General features: G+C 31.7%; 22 protein-coding genes. 19 read left to right on the forward strand and 3 right to left on the reverse strand.

What is annotated here, in order from left to right; genetic code table 11:
* The first annotated feature begins 73 nt into the window (after positions 1 to 73).
* From CHB72_RS24520 to CHB72_RS24555, 9 genes are all read left to right on the forward strand, one after another.
* Complete coding sequence (locus CHB72_RS24520; RefSeq protein ID WP_089285498.1) at positions 74 to 568, forward strand: DUF1307 domain-containing protein; 495 nt, start codon at positions 74 to 76, stop codon at positions 566 to 568.
* 103 nt (positions 569 to 671) lie between these two features.
* On the forward strand, positions 672 to 1,619 hold the full coding sequence (locus CHB72_RS24525) for an IS982 family transposase (RefSeq protein WP_089285499.1): 948 nt from the start codon (positions 672 to 674) through the stop codon (positions 1,617 to 1,619).
* A 120-nt stretch (positions 1,620 to 1,739) separates the two neighbouring features.
* Positions 1,740 to 2,039, forward strand: a complete 300-nt coding sequence (locus CHB72_RS24530; protein WP_089285500.1) for a hypothetical protein — start codon at positions 1,740 to 1,742, stop codon at positions 2,037 to 2,039.
* Between the two features lie 47 nt (positions 2,040 to 2,086).
* Positions 2,087 to 2,254 (forward strand): hypothetical protein, encoded by a 168-nt coding sequence (locus CHB72_RS26915; protein ID WP_176431602.1) that lies wholly within the window; start codon positions 2,087 to 2,089, stop codon positions 2,252 to 2,254.
* A gap of 225 nt (positions 2,255 to 2,479) precedes the next feature.
* Positions 2,480 to 3,613, forward strand: coding sequence for an RHS repeat-associated core domain-containing protein (locus CHB72_RS24535; RefSeq protein WP_089285501.1), 1,134 nt, complete (start codon positions 2,480 to 2,482; stop codon positions 3,611 to 3,613).
* A 1,217-nt stretch (positions 3,614 to 4,830) separates the two neighbouring features.
* Positions 4,831 to 5,196: a sigma-70 RNA polymerase sigma factor region 4 domain-containing protein gene (locus CHB72_RS24540; RefSeq protein WP_089285502.1), complete on the forward strand. Its 366-nt coding sequence runs from the start codon at positions 4,831 to 4,833 to the stop codon at positions 5,194 to 5,196.
* The gene (locus tag CHB72_RS24545; RefSeq protein WP_089285503.1) at positions 5,139 to 5,354 is read left to right on the forward strand and encodes a helix-turn-helix domain-containing protein; all 216 of its coding nucleotides are present in this window, start codon (positions 5,139 to 5,141) and stop codon (positions 5,352 to 5,354) included. The genes CHB72_RS24540 and CHB72_RS24545 overlap by 58 nt, the downstream gene beginning before the upstream one ends.
* 180 nt (positions 5,355 to 5,534) lie before the next feature.
* Positions 5,535 to 6,011, forward strand: coding sequence for a hypothetical protein (locus tag CHB72_RS24550; protein ID WP_089285504.1), 477 nt, complete (start codon positions 5,535 to 5,537; stop codon positions 6,009 to 6,011).
* Between the two features lie 478 nt (positions 6,012 to 6,489).
* Entirely contained in the window at positions 6,490 to 6,978 is a 489-nt protein-coding gene (locus CHB72_RS24555) for an FUSC family protein (protein WP_089285505.1), read from the forward strand.
* A 343-nt stretch (positions 6,979 to 7,321) separates the two neighbouring features.
* Here the strand turns inward: CHB72_RS24555 and CHB72_RS24560 are convergent, their stop codons facing one another.
* Positions 7,322 to 7,774 carry a hypothetical protein gene (locus CHB72_RS24560; protein ID WP_089285506.1) on the reverse strand — a complete coding sequence of 151 codons (453 nt, stop codon included), beginning with the start codon at positions 7,772 to 7,774 and terminating at the stop codon, positions 7,322 to 7,324.
* Between the two features lie 194 nt (positions 7,775 to 7,968).
* Here CHB72_RS24560 and CHB72_RS24565 point away from each other — a divergent pair, with 194 nt between their 5' ends.
* Positions 7,969 to 8,703, forward strand: a complete 735-nt coding sequence (locus CHB72_RS24565; protein ID WP_089285507.1) for a LytR/AlgR family response regulator transcription factor — start codon at positions 7,969 to 7,971, stop codon at positions 8,701 to 8,703.
* Positions 8,704 to 8,769: 66 nt separating this feature from the next.
* Here CHB72_RS24565 and CHB72_RS26925 read toward each other — a convergent pair whose 3' ends face one another.
* Positions 8,770 to 8,946, reverse strand: coding sequence for a hypothetical protein (locus CHB72_RS26925; RefSeq protein WP_176431604.1), 177 nt, complete (start codon positions 8,944 to 8,946; stop codon positions 8,770 to 8,772).
* Positions 8,947 to 8,995: 49 nt separating this feature from the next.
* Between CHB72_RS26925 and CHB72_RS24570 the strand changes: the two genes are divergently transcribed.
* From CHB72_RS24570 to CHB72_RS24590, 5 genes are all read left to right on the forward strand, one after another.
* Positions 8,996 to 10,039 carry a sensor histidine kinase gene (locus tag CHB72_RS24570; protein WP_176431605.1) on the forward strand — a complete coding sequence of 348 codons (1,044 nt, stop codon included), beginning with the start codon at positions 8,996 to 8,998 and terminating at the stop codon, positions 10,037 to 10,039.
* Positions 10,040 to 10,158: 119 nt separating this feature from the next.
* Positions 10,159 to 10,746, forward strand: a complete 588-nt coding sequence (locus CHB72_RS24575; protein ID WP_207652645.1) for an accessory gene regulator ArgB-like protein — start codon at positions 10,159 to 10,161, stop codon at positions 10,744 to 10,746.
* 26 nt (positions 10,747 to 10,772) lie between these two features.
* Complete coding sequence (locus tag CHB72_RS24580; RefSeq protein WP_176431606.1) at positions 10,773 to 10,916, forward strand: cyclic lactone autoinducer peptide; 144 nt, start codon at positions 10,773 to 10,775, stop codon at positions 10,914 to 10,916.
* Positions 10,917 to 11,188: 272 nt separating this feature from the next.
* Positions 11,189 to 11,581: a hypothetical protein gene (locus CHB72_RS24585; RefSeq protein WP_089285511.1), complete on the forward strand. Its 393-nt coding sequence runs from the start codon at positions 11,189 to 11,191 to the stop codon at positions 11,579 to 11,581.
* 16 nt (positions 11,582 to 11,597) lie between these two features.
* Complete coding sequence (locus CHB72_RS24590; protein ID WP_089285512.1) at positions 11,598 to 12,068, forward strand: hypothetical protein; 471 nt, start codon at positions 11,598 to 11,600, stop codon at positions 12,066 to 12,068.
* Between the two features lie 462 nt (positions 12,069 to 12,530).
* Here CHB72_RS24590 and CHB72_RS24595 read toward each other — a convergent pair whose 3' ends face one another.
* Complete coding sequence (locus CHB72_RS24595) at positions 12,531 to 13,736, reverse strand: ISL3 family transposase (RefSeq protein ID WP_176431607.1); 1,206 nt, start codon at positions 13,734 to 13,736, stop codon at positions 12,531 to 12,533.
* Between the two features lie 169 nt (positions 13,737 to 13,905).
* On the opposite strand from CHB72_RS24595, the gene CHB72_RS26930 reads away from it, so the two are divergent.
* The 4 genes from CHB72_RS26930 (at position 13,906) to CHB72_RS24610 (ending at position 15,703) form a co-directional block, all read left to right on the forward strand.
* Positions 13,906 to 14,070 carry a hypothetical protein gene (locus CHB72_RS26930; protein ID WP_176431608.1) on the forward strand — a complete coding sequence of 55 codons (165 nt, stop codon included), beginning with the start codon at positions 13,906 to 13,908 and terminating at the stop codon, positions 14,068 to 14,070.
* A complete protein-coding gene (locus tag CHB72_RS24600) occupies positions 14,060 to 14,554 on the forward strand; it encodes a hypothetical protein (protein ID WP_089285514.1) in 495 nt (164 codons plus the stop codon). The genes CHB72_RS26930 and CHB72_RS24600 overlap by 11 nt, the downstream gene beginning before the upstream one ends.
* Positions 14,555 to 14,596: 42 nt before the next feature.
* Positions 14,597 to 15,244 (forward strand): SurA N-terminal domain-containing protein, encoded by a 648-nt coding sequence (locus CHB72_RS24605; protein ID WP_089285515.1) that lies wholly within the window; start codon positions 14,597 to 14,599, stop codon positions 15,242 to 15,244.
* Positions 15,245 to 15,496: 252 nt separating this feature from the next.
* Positions 15,497 to 15,703: a hypothetical protein gene (locus tag CHB72_RS24610; protein ID WP_089285516.1), complete on the forward strand. Its 207-nt coding sequence runs from the start codon at positions 15,497 to 15,499 to the stop codon at positions 15,701 to 15,703.
* Positions 15,704 to 15,819 lie beyond the last annotated feature (116 nt).

The following is a 15,819-nucleotide window of genomic DNA, read 5'->3' on the forward strand; positions in this document are numbered from 1 at the left end:
ACCAAGGCCTACCACAATACAAATGCTGCAATGGCATTTTTAAAAAATTCTCTTTTGAGGATTTTGGAATAAAATGTATTCATGCTTTTGCCGTGTATCTTTAATAATAATGGGTTGTAATAAAGTAGAATACAATGTTACAATATTACGTTATGAACCTACAAAAACTATGGTAGGAAATTATGAAGTTGAGCAAATATTGACAATCAAAATTTTTCATAGAGTTGGAGTTGTAAATAAATCTGAAATTGTGGAGGAATTGTTTTCCAATAATGAAGCACTGGACACAATAAAAGAGTATAAAAACCAAATAAAAGAAACATATAGTAATGAGATATTTAATCATATAGGGTTTGAACATTCAAGTAAAATAGAAGATAATTCTTATACATCTACTGTTGTACATAACTATAATAAAGTCAACATGAAAGAATTAACAAAAGCAGATAATATATTTATGTATTTGGCAGATACACTTAATGAAAACTATGAGGTTACATATGAACAACTAATAAAATTGTATAAAGACTTAGGGTTTGTAATTGAGGAAATCCCTAAAATTAACTAATTTAACTCGTTGTGCTAGTAAAACTTACAAATAGAAAAGCTCCAGCGAATTATGTTAACCTATCTTTAATAACCATCACGAAATTAAGATAGGAGGATAACATATGCTAGAGCTTACTAACAAATATTCTATCAAAGAAATTGGTGATTTAAAAGACTTCATAACTGTCACCTATGTCGTTATTGACGATATTTACCAGAGAATTACTCCAACATACATCAAAGAACGTAAGAATATCAACGAATCTATCCTTAGTGATAGTGAAATAATTACCATTAGTATTGTTGGTGAACTACTCACTATTGATTCAGAAAATGCTTGGTTTGGATTCTGTAAAAAGAATCTTAGCGACCTATTTCCTAGCTTTTGTCACAGAACTCGTTTTAATAGAACCCGTAGGGCATTACATGCAATAATTGAAGAAATCCGTAAAGAAATCACTTCAATGCTTGGTTTTAACGGTAATCCTTATAGAATCATTGATAGTATTCCAATACCCGTCTGCAAATTTGGTAGAGCCCGTTTTCATAAAACCTTTAGGGGCTATGGTGCATCCTATGGAAGGTGTCCATCTAAGAAGGAAACTTACTTTGGATACAAACTGCATATGCTCGTTGGCTTAGATGGTTATGTTATTGATTTTGCCCTTACACCAGCAGATATTGATGATAGGAGGGTTGTATGGGAACTCCTTGAATCCTATGATTCTATCACTGTTCTTGGAGATAAGGGCTATATAAATAGTAATCTTTCTTCTGAACTTAAGCATGAAAAGAATATTGATCTACTACCTTTGCAAAGGAAGAATAGCAAAATTCAGTATTCTAAAGCTCTAAGGCAGGTGATTTTCAAACTAAGAAGGAGAATTGAAACCACTGCTTCTCAGCTATCGGAGCAACTTAATATTGAAAAGGTGCTGGCAAAATCCCTTTGGGGATTAACCACTAGGATTAAGACAAAGGTTTTAGGCTATAATCTATGTCATTTTATGAATAGAATATTGGGCAAAACTAGTGATTTAGCAAAGATTAAAGATCTAATATTTGGATAAAATATCCATTTAGTTGATTATTCTTAAATTTAAGGGATACTATGACTTTGCTTGTTTCCATAATATTCCTTATAGAAATTTTAATAAGTAGCACAACAAGTTAATTTAAGGGGAAATGCTATGAAAAAGATGTTAATAATCATGACTATAGTTACAGTATTAATTTGGATGTGTGGGATATCAACTCTATTTATAAAAAGTATTCAATCTATATCACCATTTTTAGCATACTATATAAAGGTTGGACTTTTTCTATCTATGATTCCTGCTGGCATAAATATAATTTTTAGTATGTATTTGCTAGTAGTTTATAAGAAATCAATCATTAAAAGTAAGGCAGAATTAATTTTTGGATGTAATATTGTATATTTATTAGCTTTACTGCGCATATTTCAACGGGCTATTGAAAGAAGTATTTAACTCTGAGAAAGCAAAGGGACGGTTCAAGTAACAAGGGGTGGGAGTTGTTGACAAAGGAAACCAAGGGGAAACCAAGGGGACGGGGGTTCTGGTCTAGAGATAGTACACCCTATAAAGCTCTAGGCTTGATTCAGAAGCTAAATAAAATAAGATTGGATCTGCAAAGAAAAGGTTTTAACACGAGAAATCCTATAAAAAAGTTACTGCCACAATAAAAAAACTATTTAAAGCCATAATACTCACTTCAATAGGAGTACTATGGCTTTTTTCTTTATTTATCCTAACATCATACCCAAAATACACTACAATTATTTTTAACCAGAGATGAAAGCAAAAACAGATAACTGAAAAATGAGAAACTGATAGAATTATTATTTATAAGGAAGACATTCAAAGAGTCAACTAGGAACCGATTAACAAAAAGTGGTAAAAGTGATATAATGGGCACATATAATTATGACGGACTTGACAGAAAAATTGAAGCGGTAAAACTACACGGTTCCTACCAAATCAATGTATATGATGTTATGAGCTACAGAGTAGGTGTGACAGAAAAAGGAATCAGCCACGACTTTGTGTTCTCCGGAGCCAATATCATAGCAGAGATCAATACAAACACAGGAGGTATAACAAGATACACCAGAGGCCATGCCCTAGTAGCAACAAAAGACCACCGAGGAATCAGTGGTTACTATCTACACAATTCCCACAGAGATACCATGAACCTAGTAGGAGAAAATGGAGAAATACAAAACCAATACCAATACGATGCCTTCGGCAACATCACAGATTACGCTGCAAGAATAACTAACCCCTTCCGATATGCAGGAGAGCAGTATGACCAGATGGCAGAACAATACTACCTCAGAGCAAGATACTACAACCCTAAAATAGGAAGATTCACACAAGAAGATACCTTTAGAGGAGATGGATTAAACCTATACACCTATGTTTCTAATAATCCTATTAGATATGTTGATCCGAGTGGTTTAGCTAAGTGTTCATCTAATAATGAGGTTGATGCAGTAACAGGAGCGGCAGAACCTTTAAGGACACCTGATCAAAAGTTTTTAGATAAAAAAGACTATGCAGTTATTTCGGCATTAAAGACAAAATATAATGAATATAAAGATCAAGGGGATAGTATAAAAGCAGACGCTATGCATTACCAAGCAGTTATAATAAGGAAAGATGATAAATATAAAGATACGTATAAATATATTGATAATTATAATTATACTGATTATGAAAGCTCCTCAAAGTTATACGTCATAGCAGACTATTTAAACGAAAGTGAGTTATGGAAGCACGGAGGTGAACCGACAAAGCAACAAGAAGGAATTTTAAAGACAATTAATAAGATACCGACTGGTGGTGTTGGAGAGTTTTTTAGTAGGCTTGATTATTTGATGGATAAGTCGGATCCTAACTATAAACAAGGGAAAAATTTAAAGGCTGGAGATGTTTTCGTTTATGTTGGGACAAGTGTAAACCAACCTGCATATGGGGAAGAATCTTTTTATAGGGAGGGCAATCTGTTATATAAATATGATCAACCTCAAGGACCATGGTAAAGTACAATTAAATTTTAATATTGGACACAAATAATACAGAGAAAAATAACGAATGGGATATCTTTATGGGGGTGTTAATAATGCATGAAGAGGCTAGAAGAAAACTGATACAAATGGGTATTGCAGCAGTTGCAACAATAATTATTAGCATAATTGCTTTTATAGTAAACCTTTTTAGATAGTATATAATATAAGGTATTTTGTGTTACTGTAAATGTAAAGCAATTTATTAAGGTGTAGAGAGAAGGAAATACAATGAAAAGGAGAATTGAGAATATTTTAATGGTAATTGGTATTATTTCCATTGTTATATCAGTTATTAAATTAATATTCTGGTAAAAATATGGTATAAAGCTTATATATAAAGGCATGTGTCAAAGGGACGGGGGTTCTGGTCTGTGGAGCTTGCATCTTTAAAAAGCTCTAGTTTTGGCTTTGAAGCTAAGTAAATAGGACTAGACCTACAAATGTCTAGGGGACGGAGTTACTGACAACAACAATGACATAAAAATTATTTTAAGCCATAATACTCACTTTAACAGGAGTATTATGGCTTAATTTTTTTTGTATGCATCATCATAAATATGCACTACAACTACTTTTAAGCAAAGATGAAAGAAAATTAATTTAGGTAATTACTCTCCCCACCGCATTTTGGGTTGGGTGGGGGGATAAAGCAAACCAAGGGAACGGAGATACTAAAACACTTTTAAAAAGATATCTCTATGGGACAGGTGAGTTGAGTCTCTCCTGTCTTTTGCTATGTTTAAATTTTATTGTGATTTTAAAAAATAAATCAAGTAATACTCCATATACAATTTAGACATGACATGTTCTTTTGAGCTTGGAATTGCCGTTAATCCTCGTTAGAAAAGAAATTTTGTTTTTGGGTTTTATGTTTTTTCACTATCGGAATTCTATAATTCTACTTAAAAAACTGCCCATTTTTATAAATTCTAATCGGTATTGTGCAAATTCCTTCCAGTTTACTTTAAAATCCAAATTTTTCTAGATAAGGCATACAGGATATAATATAGACTATATCTACCAAATAAGACTATTTTAAAGAAAGAATTGTTAAGTGTTAACAAGAAGTTCAGCACTCAATCAGTAGTTATAAAATAATGAATTTTATAAAATATGTAAAAAAAATCAAAAAATGGTTGTTATCTAAATGTACATTTTACCTAGATAGTAAAGAGATAAGGGGGGAGTTTATGAATCATAGAAAGGTAAATGTTGAAGAGATAACAAAACAGGAATGTGTTAGAATACTAAAAAGAATTGCCTGGAAATTACAGTATTCGTCAAAAAAAACATATAAAAAAGAATGCCCTCTCATTCAAGAAGCAATAGGCAGAGAACTAGACGTAGATACAGTTCTATTTAATATCTATTTAGAAGAAATTCTTGAAAGCATACCATCAAACAAAGGAAGATACATCATTAAGCATACTATTATTGATGGTTACTCAGAGAAAGAAGTAGCCCGTCAATTAAATATAACACAACAGGGGGTAAATAAATGGAAAAAGAAATATGTAAATCAGTTGCGGCAACAAATGAAACATTTAGACTATTAGTAGAACAGGCGAGAAAAGGGGATAATGGGGCGTTAGAGAAGGTGCTTGAGGAGTTGGAACCACACATGGAACATCTTGCTAGTTTCATCAAAATGCCAAGAGAAGACAGCCTGCAGGAAATGAAAACTAGATTTATTGAAGTTATTAGGGGCCAGTGAGAAACATCTCCAGAAAAATTTCGCAAGTGTGCCTCAATTATTTAGAAATCCATATTATAATTTATAATAGAAAGATAAATTTTAAAATAGGTTTCTGTAAAGATACAGTACAATTTATGACATTGATTAATCTCTAAGGACCTTTATTTATATACTCTATATGTTGGGCGGTGAATGATTATGAAGATAAGTTATTTATATGAAAGTAATAATAAGGTATTAAATTTAAAAGAACTGGAGAAAATTCTCAAGAATCTGAAGCAGTATGAAGCTAGGATCAAGGAAATTGAGCTTCAGATTGAAGAATATAAGGACATGCAGGGGTTATGTTTGAAGGGAATCAGTTACGAAAATATTATAAGAACCCATCAAATATTTTCAAAAACAGAAATGCAGGTGCTGGAGGATTTAGAGCTTCAACAGCAGATAGAACTATTACAATTTGAAAAAAGACATTTAGAAAGATTTATAAAACGAATTCATAATGCCATTAATAGTTTAGGAGATATAGAAAAACAAATCATTGAAAAAAAGTATATGGAAAATAAGATTTGGCGTTATATAACTTATGATGTCAATTTAGAAGAAAGACAGTGTAGAGAAATCAAAAATAAAACATTGCATAAGATTATAGATATACTAAAGATGGCAAATTAATTATTGAAGTGATAATGATAAAAGGGAAAAGCATCGGGTTTGAGCTTTTTCCTTTTATTTTTGGATAATCGGGGAGCCGACAGAAGCTCTTGAAGGAGCCAAAGGGACGTTAGGCTTCTGGCTGTCAAATATAATTACTAGGTTGCAACTTTTTTTCTAAATGGTTACAATATTATTAGTTTCTTATGTCATTGTAGAGTTAATTATATTTGGACTTGGTGTTAATTAAAGAGTTATAATGATAATTTCTCTTAATATAAGATTCTGGTGCTAGATAATAAAGAAAATTATAATAGGAATGCCGATAAAAGATAAATCTAGTCTCTTAGTGTTTCTTGGGAGTTACTTAGAATGCACTGGATTGAGAATTGTTAGCGAAAACAATAGTAATTCATAATAAAGTCAAAGGGGGAGTGGCTGTCGTCAGTATTTAATGATACAGTGAAATATCAAGAGGAAGACAGGAGGATAATATAAGTTGAAAAAATTTACACCAATTGGCAAGAGAACTTTAAAAACTGCTATAGCAGTGATATTATCAGCATTGACGATGGAATATATAATAAAAGATACGCCCTTCTTTGCTTGTATAGGAGCTGTAGCTTCGGTGGAGCGAACTATGAAAAAATCGATAGAAGCGGCATTCATCAGAAATTTGGCAACAGCTATAGGAGGCGTGGTGGGTATAGTATTTTCAATTTCTACCAGTAATACAATCTTACTTGGGCTAGGGGTAATACCTGTAATATGTGTGCTGAACCTATTCAAGAAACATGAATCCATAGTGCCGGGATGCATAGTATTCTTTGCAGTAGTATATTTGAATGATACAGATACAGGCTGGATCTATGGAATAAGGAGAATTTCGGAGACTTTTATAGGATCAATGATAGGATTGATTATTAATAACATTATAAAAAATCCAATAGAAGAAATAGAGGTGAAAGGTGAGATAAAACCTGCGTAGCAAAGCTACGCAGAGAAGCCAAAAAGCCAAAGGGACGTTTTGTTTGGCATATAATGCAGATCGAGGGGGCGGCACTAATGCTAAAAGGGTAATAAGTCTCCCAGCTTCGTTTTAGGGTTCTTTATCGTATTTAAATCTATCGAAATAAAAATCTCTATCTCCTGTTCCATTTGAGTAAACTTCTTTTGTTACATAGGGTGTAATTCCCTTCTCAACGCATTTTTAAAGATCTTCTGCTTTGTAATATCATTTGTCTGCTAATACTTCAAATTCTTTTCCTTTAAAAATCTTCTTAGTTCTTAGAGCCATATTGTCAGTCAAGCTCTCCTAAATCATTTGGTTTCTAGGATACTTTAAAATCTATAATTAATTTATGCTTAGCATCTACTGTGGTCTGTATGTTGTAGCTAACATCTACGTTATTGTTGTTATTGTTCATAAGTCTTACATTAGGATCTGTAGTAGATACTTCATTTTCTCTCTTTTTCTTGAGTTCTTTTTTGTATTCTTCGTATTTCTCTTTTCGTTCATTGAGTTCCTTGATCCTATTGGTTATCTCTTGAGCATTGGGTTTGCGATCATAATTTTCTTTTTTATCTTCTTCGTCTAGCGCCTGCATGTATTTATCTATCTTTTCTTCATTTGGTTCGGTTCTTTTAAAACCTAACTCCTTTAAATCTAATGTCTCTACAAAAGTATCTATTACTCTTACTGGGTTATCTTCTGAGATGTAATCATCAATACATTCTGGGAACATAATAATTCGATTTCTATCTTCTCCTTTGATATATGCCATCTACTACAACCCCTTTTAAAGTATTTTTCTAAAAGGTTTAATGTGAAGTTAGTAGATTGTTGGAAACAGTTTATCGATATATATTGCACTTTGTCGAAGCATGTGCTTTTTCATAGAATTTTTTTGTTACTATTAATGATATAAAGACAATTTTTGATTTAACAATAAAAAGAAAAAACAAGGTGGCTATAGATATGAAACTGCATATAGCAATATGTGATGATTGTCCTAATCATTTAAATATAATAGTAAAATATTTAGAGGATTTTAATAGAAATAATAGAGATTATGATATTTACCTCATAAAAGCATGTAGTGGTGAAGAATTATTGGAAAAGATTAAAAAAGAATCTATTGATATTGTTTTTCTTGACATAGAAATGGAGGGATTAAACGGAATTCAAGTGGGAAATGAGTTAAGGGTAAAGTTACCTAAAGCAGTCATTGTATTTATCACTGGTTTTAAGGATTATGCATTAGAAGCCTTTGAAATCCAAGCATTTCAATATATGATTAAACCTATTACTCCCCAAAAGTTTCATGCTTTAATGAAAAAAATACTGACTCGTTTTAAAGAAAGATTAGCCTATGAAGAAAAAAACAATATTTTCTTTATAAGGACCAAACAACAAACTCTTAAAATAAGATATGATGAAATCTATTATTTTGAAAGACAGGGTAAAAAAATATTGGTTGAGACTGATAAGGGCTCATTCCAGTTTTTAGATACACTACAAAAAATTATAATAGGCTTAAAAAGCAAGTCCTTTATCCGGTGTCACCATGGTTTTATTGCAAATGTTGATAAGATATTTGCTATCGAAAATGATTTTATTCTATTTAGAGAAATTAATCAAAAAATACCCGTAAGCAGAAGATATAAAGAGGAAGTGTTAGATGCTTTATCAAAAAATCTTTTTGAGGATTAGTGAGTAAATTATGTTAAATAGTGTAGTGAATTTTATAACCAATATTATTGATGTATTTCTTCTATATTATTTTATGACGAAAGTTTTTGATAATAAGAAAGCTACAAAGATATATGCCTTCGCTGTAATGTTTCTTCTTGCAATAGTTAATACGGCAATCAACCATATTTTTGGATTGGCAAGTTTATTGGGATTTATCCCCATATTTATAATGTTGACTTTGGGGTTTTCTTCTTTTTTCAAGAAAGATCTGCTAAATACTTTTCTTGTATTAGTAGTAGGTTTAGTCTTAATGTTTATTTTTGAAACAATAACAGCCTATTTATTTGTATATTTATTCCAAATAACGCCAACAGAGATTTTACAGTTATCCCCTTTAAGAATACTAGCAATTCTTGTATCAAAAACAAGCTTTTTCTTAGTCATATGGCTATGGATATCTAAGATCCCTCCAATGACCCATATTCATGATAAAAAGAAAAGGGTAGTAACATTTATTCTTCTATTTAATGTAATCATCATTTATATGACATTCATTTTATATAGATATATGGAAATAGGCTCTTCAAGTGAGTACCTTATATTAGTTTCAATAACCCTAGCAGCATTATTGTTTAGTTGGCTTATATTTGAACTTACAAAAACCATGGTGCATCAAGAACAGCAGGAAGAAATCATGAGATTAAAGATAAGGGAGTATGAGAAACAAGATTTCTATATCAAAAATATGGAAGATCTAATGATGAATATACGGTCACAAAGGCATGATTTAAATAATTATGTTAGCACCTTGTATGGTTTAATTCAGCTAGAGCAGATAGAAGAAGCAAAAAAATATATGGTGGATTTAGAAAAGAATATTTCTTGTTTTAATCAGATTATTGATACGAAGCATCCTGTTATCATAGCTTTAATAAACATTAAATATCAAAAAGCCATAAAGCAAAAAATTAATATAGATTTTGACATTAATCTTCCTGAAAAATTATTTGTTGAATATGTTGATTTATCAATAATTCTAGGCAATTTATTAGATAATGCCATAGAAGCATGCATAAAATCAGGGAATGAAACACCTAAAATTGAGCTTAAAATGCATAAAAAAGCAAATTATTTAGTCATTAAGGAAGAGAATTCTAAATCAAAGGAAATTGTCTTTAAGAAGGAAGATATTCTCCAAAAATATACCACAAAAGAAGATAAAGAAAATCATGGCTTCGGTCTGCAAAACATCCAGAGGGTTGTTGAGCAGTATGAGGGTATCTTAAAGCTAGAGGATGATGGTAATATTTTCAAAGTACATATAGCTTTACCACAAAAAGGTAGCACAAAATAATGTATTACCTTTTTTTATTACCAGTTATGCCGTTTCAACGACCACTTATGCCAAAAGGGTTGTTATGATAGGCAAGTCATGATATGTTTAAGGTAATTAACAGAAAAAGGAAGATGATGATGCTTAATCAAATTTCTTGTTATGTTGTCAATGTAATGAAAGAAAATAATATTATTCATGATAAAGATTTTGACTGGTATGTTTTCGGAACAGAAGTATTTTTTATTACAGTTATAAAATATTTAGTGTTATTCATTTTAGCCTTCATACTAGGTTTATTCAAAGAAGCAATCGTGTTTATCCTAGCCTTTAGCTCCTTAAGAATACAAGCAGGAGGAGTTCACTCAGAGTCCTTTTGGAAATGCCTGATGATTACAAATATCTTAACCTTCGCATCTATTTTTCTTGTAAAAAGTATACCCATGAAATATATCATAATCCTTCTGCCGATTCTACTTATCTTCTCAACGATTCTAGTATTCAAATATGCTCCAGTAGATACGCCCAACAAACCATTAGATCAACATGAGATAAAAAAATATAAAAAAAGAAGTACAGCAACCGTCATGATAGGAAGTATTCTCATTATTGTTTTAGTTACTTTTTTCAAGACAAGCTTTATCTTAAATTATGCTGCCATTGCAGCTATAGGATTTTTCAGTGAGGCAGTAACCTTGACACCCTGGGTGACAAGGCGAAAAATATAATTTTATACAAAAGAGGGGGGATGGCGATGAGGGTTAAAAACATGTTTTTAAACTTATTTGCAGTTACCATCATGACTTTTGCTAATCTAGGAGCCAATATTAATTGTATTGGCATTATGTATCAGCCGAAGTTTCCAGGTAAAGCGAATAGAAAAAACAGTTTTAGTTGAAGAAAGTAAAACAAGAAATATCAACTCAATTTAATAACTATGAGAATTATAAGAAAGGAGCTGAACATTATATATCTTTTAATACCCCTAACCTTTTTGGGGCTAAGGTGTTATGGATAAGATTTTTTGAGATTCCTAAAAATAGTGACTAAAAAGATATTTGTGACGGTTTTTGGAAAGTTTAGATTGATTGTGCTTTAAAATACGAAAATCTAAAGTTAAATGAAATATTAATATACATGAAAAAAATAAAGAAAAAAGGAGAAGTATTTATGAGAATGAAAAAAAGTGGTTTAGTGATAAGCATTACTATAATGCTTGTAATGTCACTTGGCATGGTATATGCTGATGATGTATACGTAATACTGTCAGATGGATGGATTGAGGCTTATGGATATGGGGCTGATTTCTATGCAGATGCAGAGGCAGCTACTAGTAATACTACAGGTGTTAAAGTAAGGTATACAGTTTATAGAAATGGTACAAAAGTTGTAGATTCATCTGTAACGGACACTACTAAACCATATAAGGCAGTAAAAGAAGGCACAGTTTCAAGTAGTAAATATTCAAATAGTTGGCGATTAGACCTTACACCTTATGGAAGATATTCAGGCAACCCTGAGTGGATAGTATTTAGTACTAGCACACTTAAAGATAGTAATTAATAGAAGGAGGAAAAAAATGTTAAGAAAACAAAAAACTATTATTCTTTTTACTTTGAGTTTTATTTTAATGATAGGAAGTTTAGCCATGATTAGTGCTAATAGTGAGAAGGATGAAAATATAGAACTTAAGACAGAGATACTACTGCAACATACTAGAAATGATATTATGACAAGTTTCTATTTAGATAAAACATTATCGGCAAGAGAAATATCAGCAAATTATAAAGAAATAGAATTTGATGAGATTGAAGATTATGGTTGGGAAATTGCAACAGAATTTGATGCTTTAAACCAAGGACCAATAGGTTCCACAATACCTATATTTTTAATAAAAGAAGATAATTCTGAACTTGTAGTACTTTACAAAGAAGCTGATGGAACAAATGTTAAGCAGTCTTCTAAAAAAATAAATGGAAAATGGGAAAGAGCGAAATTAGAGGTGAAGGGAGAAGCTATATTAGACATAAATACTATAGAAATTGAATAATAGGACCAAGGGGACGGCAGACTGGGTAAAAATGGATTGTTATTCCACATCGCTTTTTATGGTGGTGATATTTTAAAGTGAATATAGCTTTACCACGAAAAGGTAGTACAAAATAATGTATTACCTTTTTTCATTACCAGTTATGCCGTTTCAACAACCACTTATGCCAAAAGGGTTGTTATGATAGGTAAGCCATGGTATGTTTAAGGTAAATAACAGAAAAAGGAAGATGATGATGCTCAATCAAATTTCGGTTCAACAATAAATTTTGTGGTGTCATGTACACCTATCCTGTCAATGCATAATTTACAGGAAAAATATTCATATATCTAGAAACCTTAATTTTCTTCTACTTGATAGATTTGACTAGTGATGATTTTTATTGATTTAAAGGATAATTATAGTAATATAAGAACTTAGACTTTCCCTATACCTCTTTAAATCTTTGAAGAAAGCTAAACTCTAGGCACATTGAAATTCATACTTAACCCTAATTTCCCAATTATTATGATTCCGATAGCCGTAGGCTCTACGCTTTATGTTTTTAACTTTGTGATTATTCCCTTCGGTAGTACCATTGGATATGGGATAATTGTAATAATTTAGGATGTACTCCATCCAATTGTCAAGGGTTTTTACAAATTTCTCTAGTTCAGGAATATCATATTCATCCACCAGATATTTGTAATAGACTAGGAATGAGGCAGCACCTTCCTTTGAAGTAAGGGTAAAAAAGGTACGGAATTCCTCTTTAAGATAATGTAGTTCTTCGAGTTTAGGATATTTTGCGAAGGCGTTTAGTAAATTGGTGTATTCATCAGAGCTTACATCATCCACATTCTTTAATATTGCCCAACGAATTTTAAAGACTTCACCCTTATTGCCATACTTCCGTACATGATTTTGAATATGCTTTCTTCCTTCATCCACACAATTATGAAGGTGTTGAGATATATGAAACCTATCTATAACAGGCTTGGCATTAGGAAGACATTCTAATACCGAAAAACAATAACTTCTACTCATATCCATTGAAACCGCTTCAACACCTTGTTTTATATCTTCCGGTAAACTTTTAAAGTAAGATACTACATCTTCCTTTTTCCTACCGGATAATATAGCAACTACGTTGCCGGTTTCTTGATTGTAAATGATGGTATCGTAGTTATGTCCCTTTTTAGAGGCGATATCATCAATACCTAAGAGTCTTAGTGGTTCAGGAACACATGAGTTAAGAGCTTTCTTTGCATAATGGTTATAAATCCTCTGGCATGTACCTTCACCAGCATTCGTGATGTCACTAACATTTTTGATGGTATTTTTATAAGCCAGTTTAAAAATATATTGCTCATAGGGAATAGTATAGCGCTGATACCTTCTGATAAAAGAAAAGTATTCGTCAAAAGGATGTTCAGGATCACAGTCACAGACATAACGCTTTATTTCAAGGATAATAACCGTATCCATTCCCCATATAGGCAAATGCTTATATGACTGATATCGTCTATCATGTACAGTATAGCTGATATTCCCACAATGGGGACATTTAGCAAAATCGAATTCAGACTTTGCAAACACTTCAAATATACCATTATTTACATTGGAATAAATTATCTCTAAGCCTTGCAATCCAATTAGATTTCGGATAATATCATAGTTGGTATTCATTCGATTCACCTCCTTATCGATTTTGGATTGACGTTTAAAATGATAAGGGATGAATCGGATTTTTTGTACCCTTTTTACCATTAATATGATAATGAAATTTATGGAAATATTATTGTTTCACAAAATTCGTTGTTGAACCTTTTATATTGTTACGCCAGAAGCGATAGAAATGTTAATAGATGCTATCTCATTGAGGGAAATAATGCAGATAAGGAGAAGAAAAAGGTATTCTAATGTTATGAAGAAAGGAGGGTATAACTTAATTAATATCTTAATGCAAAGATTTATAAAAATGTTATTAAATATTAAAGGAGGATACAAGAATGAAAAATAGAAAATTATTAGTATTAATATTAGTACTCCTGTTAATGACTTCTACCATTTCAATGAATTACGCTGATTCTTATAGCAAAAATGATTCACAAAGTTTCGGAACTTATTATATAAGTGATGTTAGTTGGGTTCTTATAGTTATAACAGTAAAGTTTAATTTTGACGTAGATACAACAGGTGATAGAACTATTTATCAGCAATACTATACTGCTACAGTTGTAGATGGAAACAATAGACCATTTAGCCAACGTTTTGCGTTTAATAACACGCACGTAAGAAAAAATTCTAATGTTCTTGGTTATTTTTGGGCTAATGAGTGGATTAATACTAGCATTATTTATGATCCAAAAGATATAGTTAGAGCGCAAAGATGTGGAGCAGTTAAGAGCTTCAGTTCGCCAACAGCTATTAGAGCTAGTTATCAATGGTCTTCTCAGGATTGCAACCCTAACGTAAAGCATCTGGATACTACTATAAATTTTTAAACCCCTAAATAGTATATGCATATAATAATAAGGAGGTATAATATGAAAAAAAATAAAATATCAATACTGGTACTGGTGTCCATTATTATTTGTTTAGTAATAAGTGTTGGCGTACAAGCAAATAATGGTCCAAACACAAATGTCCAAGAGATACTAAATAGTATCAAGAAATTTAGAACAGAAGCCGATTTTTTAAAAGCAGATGATAGTTATGTGCTGGAAATAGGAGAAAGAAAAATAACTAAAGCAGAATATGAATTAATGAAGATTCAGTTGGATACCCAGGATGAGAAGCGGGTAGATGAGTTCCTAATTAAACGAGTACTTGAAAAAAAAGTGGCTAAAGATAAAGGGATAGAAGTAGATGAGAATGAAGTCTTAGATTATATCAATTTTGTGCGTGAACACTATAACAAAGATGCCGAAATAAGGAAAATGGCAGATGATTATTTTGAAGCTTATGGATTTGATAAAGATAGTTTTTGGACTAGCGAAGAAGCGTATGCAATGTATCATGATTTTATACTTCTAGGTGAACTTAGGGGAAGTATAATGTCGGAGGTAATGGCTGAGAATGAAGCAGAGCTAGAAAATTTAACTTATGAAGAGATCCAGGATTTAGCAGATGAAAAGTTAGATAAATTAGTGGATAACGCAAAGAGTAAAATAAAAATTAAGAAACATAATTAAATATGATTTAACGCTGGAACCAAGGAGACAGTTCTTATGGTTAAGAAGCCTCCAAATTTATGCTAACATAGATTTGGAGGTCAGTTTTTATGCCAAGAAAAGCAAGAGAGAAAAGTGGAAGTGTTACTTATCATATAATTTTAGAGGAATAAATAGCAAATTATATTCGAAGATGGGGAAGGTGTTACAAAATTTTTGCAGGCATAAAATGAGTATTAGGAACCAAGTTGACAGCATTGGACTGCCGTCCCCTTGGCTTACCCTCGTGTGAAGGATGCAGCAGGTACTAGACATACAATTGATTTTAAAAATGGTATCGATTGGACTGTATGGAAGTATTTGAAAGTAAATCTGCCTCAGAATATTTCATCAACTATTGAATTAGAAAGAATCTATGTGGTAGAAACAAATGCAAATAATAAAACCGCAGGACGGGAATCAGTAGAGGTATTGTGTTGAAAAGCTAACCACAAGAACCGACAGAGCGCGCCAAAAATCCAACAATTGGATAAGACAATCTTGATATAGCATACATAAAATCGCCCATAATAGTAGTAAGGACGGTGATATTATGA

The sequence above is a fragment of the Anaerovirgula multivorans genome, from assembly GCF_900188145.1.
In the GTDB taxonomy this organism is placed as follows: Bacteria; Bacillota; Clostridia; order Peptostreptococcales; family Natronincolaceae; genus Anaerovirgula; species Anaerovirgula multivorans.